The 4,705-nt window shown below is 44.9% G+C and carries 6 protein-coding genes; 3 read left to right on the forward strand and 3 right to left on the reverse strand.

The window, feature by feature from the left end; all coding sequences use genetic code 11:
• A partial coding sequence (locus F6K49_RS35620; protein WP_293104370.1) for an Rpn family recombination-promoting nuclease/putative transposase occupies nucleotides 1-650 on the reverse strand: 650 nt, incomplete at its 3' end.
• Between the two features lie 272 nt (nucleotides 651-922).
• On the opposite strand from F6K49_RS35620, the gene F6K49_RS35625 reads away from it, so the two are divergent.
• On the forward strand, nucleotides 923-1,132 hold the full coding sequence (locus F6K49_RS35625) for a hypothetical protein (protein WP_075897592.1): 210 nt from the start codon (nucleotides 923-925) through the stop codon (nucleotides 1,130-1,132).
• A 122-nt stretch (nucleotides 1,133-1,254) separates the two neighbouring features.
• Here the strand turns inward: F6K49_RS35625 and F6K49_RS35630 are convergent, their stop codons facing one another.
• Entirely contained in the window at nucleotides 1,255-2,091 is an 837-nt protein-coding gene (locus F6K49_RS35630) for an Rpn family recombination-promoting nuclease/putative transposase (RefSeq protein WP_293026224.1), read from the reverse strand.
• On the opposite strand from F6K49_RS35630, the gene F6K49_RS35635 reads away from it, so the two are divergent.
• Nucleotides 2,009-2,218: a hypothetical protein gene (locus F6K49_RS35635; protein WP_293026240.1), complete on the forward strand. Its 210-nt coding sequence runs from the start codon at nucleotides 2,009-2,011 to the stop codon at nucleotides 2,216-2,218. The two genes, F6K49_RS35630 and F6K49_RS35635, sit on opposite strands and share 83 nt — an antisense overlap.
• Here the strand turns inward: F6K49_RS35635 and F6K49_RS35640 are convergent.
• Nucleotides 2,187-3,158: an ABC transporter ATP-binding protein gene (locus F6K49_RS35640; RefSeq protein ID WP_293026222.1), complete on the reverse strand. Its 972-nt coding sequence runs from the start codon at nucleotides 3,156-3,158 to the stop codon at nucleotides 2,187-2,189. The two genes, F6K49_RS35635 and F6K49_RS35640, sit on opposite strands and share 32 nt — an antisense overlap.
• A 298-nt stretch (nucleotides 3,159-3,456) precedes the next feature.
• Here F6K49_RS35640 and F6K49_RS35645 point away from each other — a divergent pair, with 298 nt between their 5' ends.
• On the forward strand, nucleotides 3,457-4,644 hold the full coding sequence (locus F6K49_RS35645; RefSeq protein ID WP_293104373.1) for a transposase: 1,188 nt from the start codon (nucleotides 3,457-3,459) through the stop codon (nucleotides 4,642-4,644).
• Nucleotides 4,645-4,705 lie beyond the last annotated feature (61 nt).

The raw sequence follows: 4,705 nt of genomic DNA on the forward strand, positions 1-4,705 counted from the left end.
GATTGTTCCCCTTCGTGACGGCCTTCATCCTTAATGTCTTGATAAATTACAGACTGCTGCATGATATCTGTGCGTAAAACCTGGTTAATCAAGTCCCTCTTTAATAATAGCCCTGCTAGAATCCCAGCGCACGCAGCCACATTGCTCTGTATCCTAATTTCTGCAATCGTCTCAACTCTTGCAGCCACCTGACGCAAGGTTTGAGCAGCGTCGGGGGTTTGTGTCAGTATAGCCAAGGGCAATAACCCCGTCGATTCCAGAAACGGCTGAGTCGATTGTTCCCATAGCCGAATGACCTCAAATTCGTGACGAGTACCAGGAATCTCAAACGCTGTCTGATCAACGAGTTCAGAAGTCGAACGGGTCAAGTAAATGACCACTTGGCGCATCTGCTTATTTGGAAAACGGCGGAAAACTCTTAGGCGGTAATCTGCCATTCTGAAGGCCATAGTTGAGTCAGGTTGAGTCTGAAACTCGACGTGAAGGACAAAATCATCAGAATTCAGCAAAATCAAAGCATCCGCTCGAATGGGTTCAAGGGACAGTTCAGATGGACTGAGTTGGGTCATGGTGATGGCTTCACCAAGTAACCAGGAGGCAAAATCCTCGGAAAAGCTCTCAGCGAGGAACTTGCAAGTATTATCGAACATGGAACTATTATATCAAACGGCCCGTCTCAGGGATTCTGCTGGATGGGGACTTTCCTGAAGCAGTGCGATGCGATCGCTCTCCAAAAACTGTTGGGAAAGAAGTGCGTACGCTTAACCAAAACTGACGTTACATAAATGCGTACGCCTCTTTCAACTTTGAAGGGAATCACTCGACATCGATGAAATGGGGATCGAATGCTAAACTTAAGCTATTGATTACAATTCCCTTCGAGGTATGATTAAACCAAGGGGCAGTAATGGCTGAATCTTAAATGACACCAATTGAATTAAGACAAAAAGGCTATTATGCCTTAGTTAAGGAATTAGCGCAAGTTGATGCAATTCGTTTTTTACAAGATGTAGGATTGGGTTTTGGTGATTATACTCAAGAACCTCAACAGTCTCTAAAAAATGTGACAAGATCTGATTTTTGGCAAGACATTCAAGAAATTAGAGCAAAAAAAGACCTTGACAATCAATGATTCTGTTGTCACCAGCGATCGCAAAGCGTGGCCAAAGGCGATCGCATTCTCGTTAATCTTAGTTGAGAAGTAGTGCGGTCAGCGCAGTTATGCCCGTAGGGCTGACGCACCCAAAGCTAAACTTACGAGTTCGATTTACTATCAGCAACAGATAGTGAACGCATCCATTCATCCAAATCGTCGGGTTTCGTAAAGTCCAACAACGCTTCCCCCAAAGCTTCAAGCTGAGGGAGGGATAAGGCTTGAACCTGCGATCGCATTTCTGGGGACACTTCGCCAATGCGACGCAAGAGTTGGCGGAGGATTAGAGATTGTTCCCCTTCGTGACGGCCTTCATCCTTAATGTCTTGATAAATTACAGACTGCTCCATGATATCTCTGCGTAAAACCTGGTTAATCAAGTCCCTCTTTAATAATAGCCCTGCTAGAATCCCAGCGGACGCAGCCACATTGCTCTGTATCCTCATTTCTGGAATCGTCTCAACTCTTGCAGCCACCTGACGCAAGGTTTGAGCAGCGTCGGGGGTTTGTGTCAGCACAGCCAAGGGCAATAACCCCGTCGATTCCAGAAACGGCTGAGTCGATTGTTCCCATAGCCGAATCACCTCAAATTCGTGACGAGTACCAGGAATCTCAAACGCTGTCTGATCAACGAGTTCAGAAGTTGAACGGGTCAAGTAAATGACCACTTGGCGCATCTGCTTATTTGGAAAACGGCGGAAAACTCTCAGGCGGTAATCTGCCATTCTGAAGGCCATAGTTGAGTCAGGTTGAGTCTGAAACTCGACGTGAAGGACAAAATCATCAGAATTCAGCAAAATCAAAGCATCCGCTCGAATGGGTTCAAGGGACAGTTCAGATGGACTGAGTTGGGTCATGGTGATGGCTTCACCAAGTAACCAGGAGGCAAAATCCTCGGAAAAGCTCTCAGCGAGGAACTTGCAAGTATTATCAAACATTAAACGATTATATCAAACGGCCCGTCTCAGGGATTCTGCTGGATCCCGACTCCCGACTCCCGACTCCCGACTCCCGACTCCCTACTCCCGACTCCCTACTCAGATGGATTATTCAACTGCTTCATAAAAAACTCTTCCAATGAAGGACGATTTAAAGTCATACTCATCAATTGGGCATCCATCAGTCTCAGAGAAGCTATAAACTCTTGGGGTTCCCCTCGTAATTGACCGTACCAGCAGTCATCCTCAAATTCCAATTCCATCAGCCACCGTTTAATAATGTCTATATTCCCACCTTTGCCTTTAACTCGGTAGGTGTTATCGGTACCCAAAAGTTCATCTAACGCTCCCATACAAATTAATTCCCCATTAGCGAGAATCGCGATGCGATCGCATATTTTCTCCACATCTGACAAGACATGGCTGTTGAAGAAAATAGTCTTGCCTTGAGCTTTCAGAGACATAATAATCTCTCGGATTTGGTAGCGTCCCATCGGGTCAAGACCGGACATGGGTTCATCGAGAAATACTACTTCTGGGTTATTAATCAGAGCCTGGGCCATACCGATGCGCTGGAGCATCCCTTTAGAATACTGACGTAGTTGTTTCTTTCGTGCTGCTGATTGGGACAATCCTACGAGTTCTAACAGCCTAGGAATACGTTTACGTTTTACCTGATGGGGAATTTGAAATAGTCCAGCGGTAAAGTGCAAAAATTCCCAGCCGGTGAGATAGTCATAGAAGTAGGGGTTTTCTGGTAAGTAACCGATGCGCTGCTTGACCTTAACATTACCAAGGGGATGTCCCAGTAACCATCCTTCTCCGCCAGTAGGACGGACAATTCCTAGTAAGGTTTTTAACAGGGTAGTTTTCCCGGCTCCATTTGGACCGAGTAATCCAAAGGTTTCTCCCTGATAGACGGTTAGGGAGCAATTTTTCAGGGATTCAATTTTTTGATTGAGCCAGAAGCCGGTGCGGTAAACTTTGCGCAGTTGGGAGGTCTGAACAACTGGGATTGGTTCAGAGGTGGTGAGTTGGGGGGGTAAAGTGAGAGTAGATTGCTCCATCCTGTTGCTAAGAAATGAGGGATATAATCTATATTTATTTATTCCCTATTTTGGGGACGTTTGTATCTATTTTGAATAAAATTCCTGATAGCTAATCGGGTAGAGCCTGGCTGAATGTTTACAAAAATCCCCGAAAGCCGAAAGCCCCGTCACAAAGCGAGCGGGGATGAAGGCTCGCCGTAGCCGACACTTCGTGAACGCAGGGGTCTTTAGCCGCCGTGAAAAAATCTTGACTAGTATTTTACACTTTTATACTAGTGTGTTATTATAAAAATATCTCAAAATAGGTCGATATTCGGTGATTATATTAGAGTTTAAAGCCAAAGGTAGAGAGTCCCAATATTCAGCTATAGATGAGGCAATCCGGACTGTTAAATTCATCCGAAATAGCTGCCTTAGTTTGTGGTTGGACAATAAAGGAACCTCGAAAAGTGACCTTAGCAGGTATTCCAAAATCCTTGCTAAGGAGTTCCCTTTTGCTAATGAGTTAAACTCTACTGCTCGTCAGGCTGCGTCTGAGAGGGCATGGTCATCGATTGTTCGCTTCTACGATAACTGCAAGAAAAAAGTCCCAGGGAAAAAGGGTTTTCCAAAATTCCAAAGACGTGCTCGGTCAGTCGAATACAAGAAATCAGGATGGAAATTATCCCCTGATAATAAATCGATAACGTTCACGGACAAAAAGGGGATTGGAAAGCTTAAACTCAAAGGCACCTGGGATTTATGGCGCTTCGACAAAAAGCAAATTAATCGGGTTAGGATAGTAAAGCGAGCCGATGGGTACTATGTCCAATTTTGCGTTGCAGTTAACGTGAAAGAGGAAATAGAGCACACCGGTGAGATGATTGGACTAGATGTAGGACTCAAAGAGTTCTATACAGATTCCAATGGTCATTCCGAACCTAATCCCCGATTTTATAGAAAAGGGGAAAAGCGCTTAAAGTTTTATCAACGCCGGGTTTCCCGGAAAAAGAAAGGCTCATCCAATCGAAGAAAAGCGGTCAATAGGCTAGGTAGACAGCACCTTAAAATAAGTAGGCAGCGTGAGGAACATGCAAAGAGACTTGCACGTTGCGTAATCCGGTTTAACGACCTGGTCGCCTACGAAAATTTAAGAGTTAAAAATTTAGTGAAAAATCACTGTCTCGCTAAGTCTATTAATGATGCTGGTTGGTATCAATTTAGGAAATGGTTAGAACATTTTGGGACTAAATTTGGCAGGATAACTGTTGCAGTAAATCCCGCCTATACCAGTCAAAATTGCTCTGAATGCGGCGAGGTCGTCAAGAAATCACTATCTACCAGGACTCACGTCTGTGAATGTGGATGTGAACTTGACAGAGACCATAACGCTGCCATCAATATCCGAAATCGAGCCATAAGTACGACGGGGCACGTCGGAACTTGGATTATTAATCCGAACGCTTCAGGAGAGTGCGATTCGTTGGCTAGAAACCTTGCCCTAAAAAAAAGCTTGGAGGATTAGCCGCCTGGTCAGGAAACTGAACCATGACAACTTGATAACCATGATGGTGCAAGACCATCCC

The organism is Moorena sp. SIO3I6 (assembly GCF_010672095.1).

Bases quoted from the DNA above. Each gene is read 5' to 3' on its own strand.
- F6K49_RS35625 (WP_075897592.1), top strand. From the start codon at position 923: ATGACACCAATTGAATTAAGACAAAAAGGCTATTATGCCTTAGTTAAG.
- F6K49_RS35640 (WP_293026222.1), bottom strand. From the start codon at position 3,158: ATGGAGCAATCTACTCTCACTTTACCCCCCCAACTCACCACCTCTGAA.
- F6K49_RS35635 (WP_293026240.1), top strand. From the start codon at position 2,009: ATGGTGATGGCTTCACCAAGTAACCAGGAGGCAAAATCCTCGGAAAAG.
- F6K49_RS35630 (WP_293026224.1), bottom strand. From the start codon at position 2,091: ATGTTTGATAATACTTGCAAGTTCCTCGCTGAGAGCTTTTCCGAGGAT.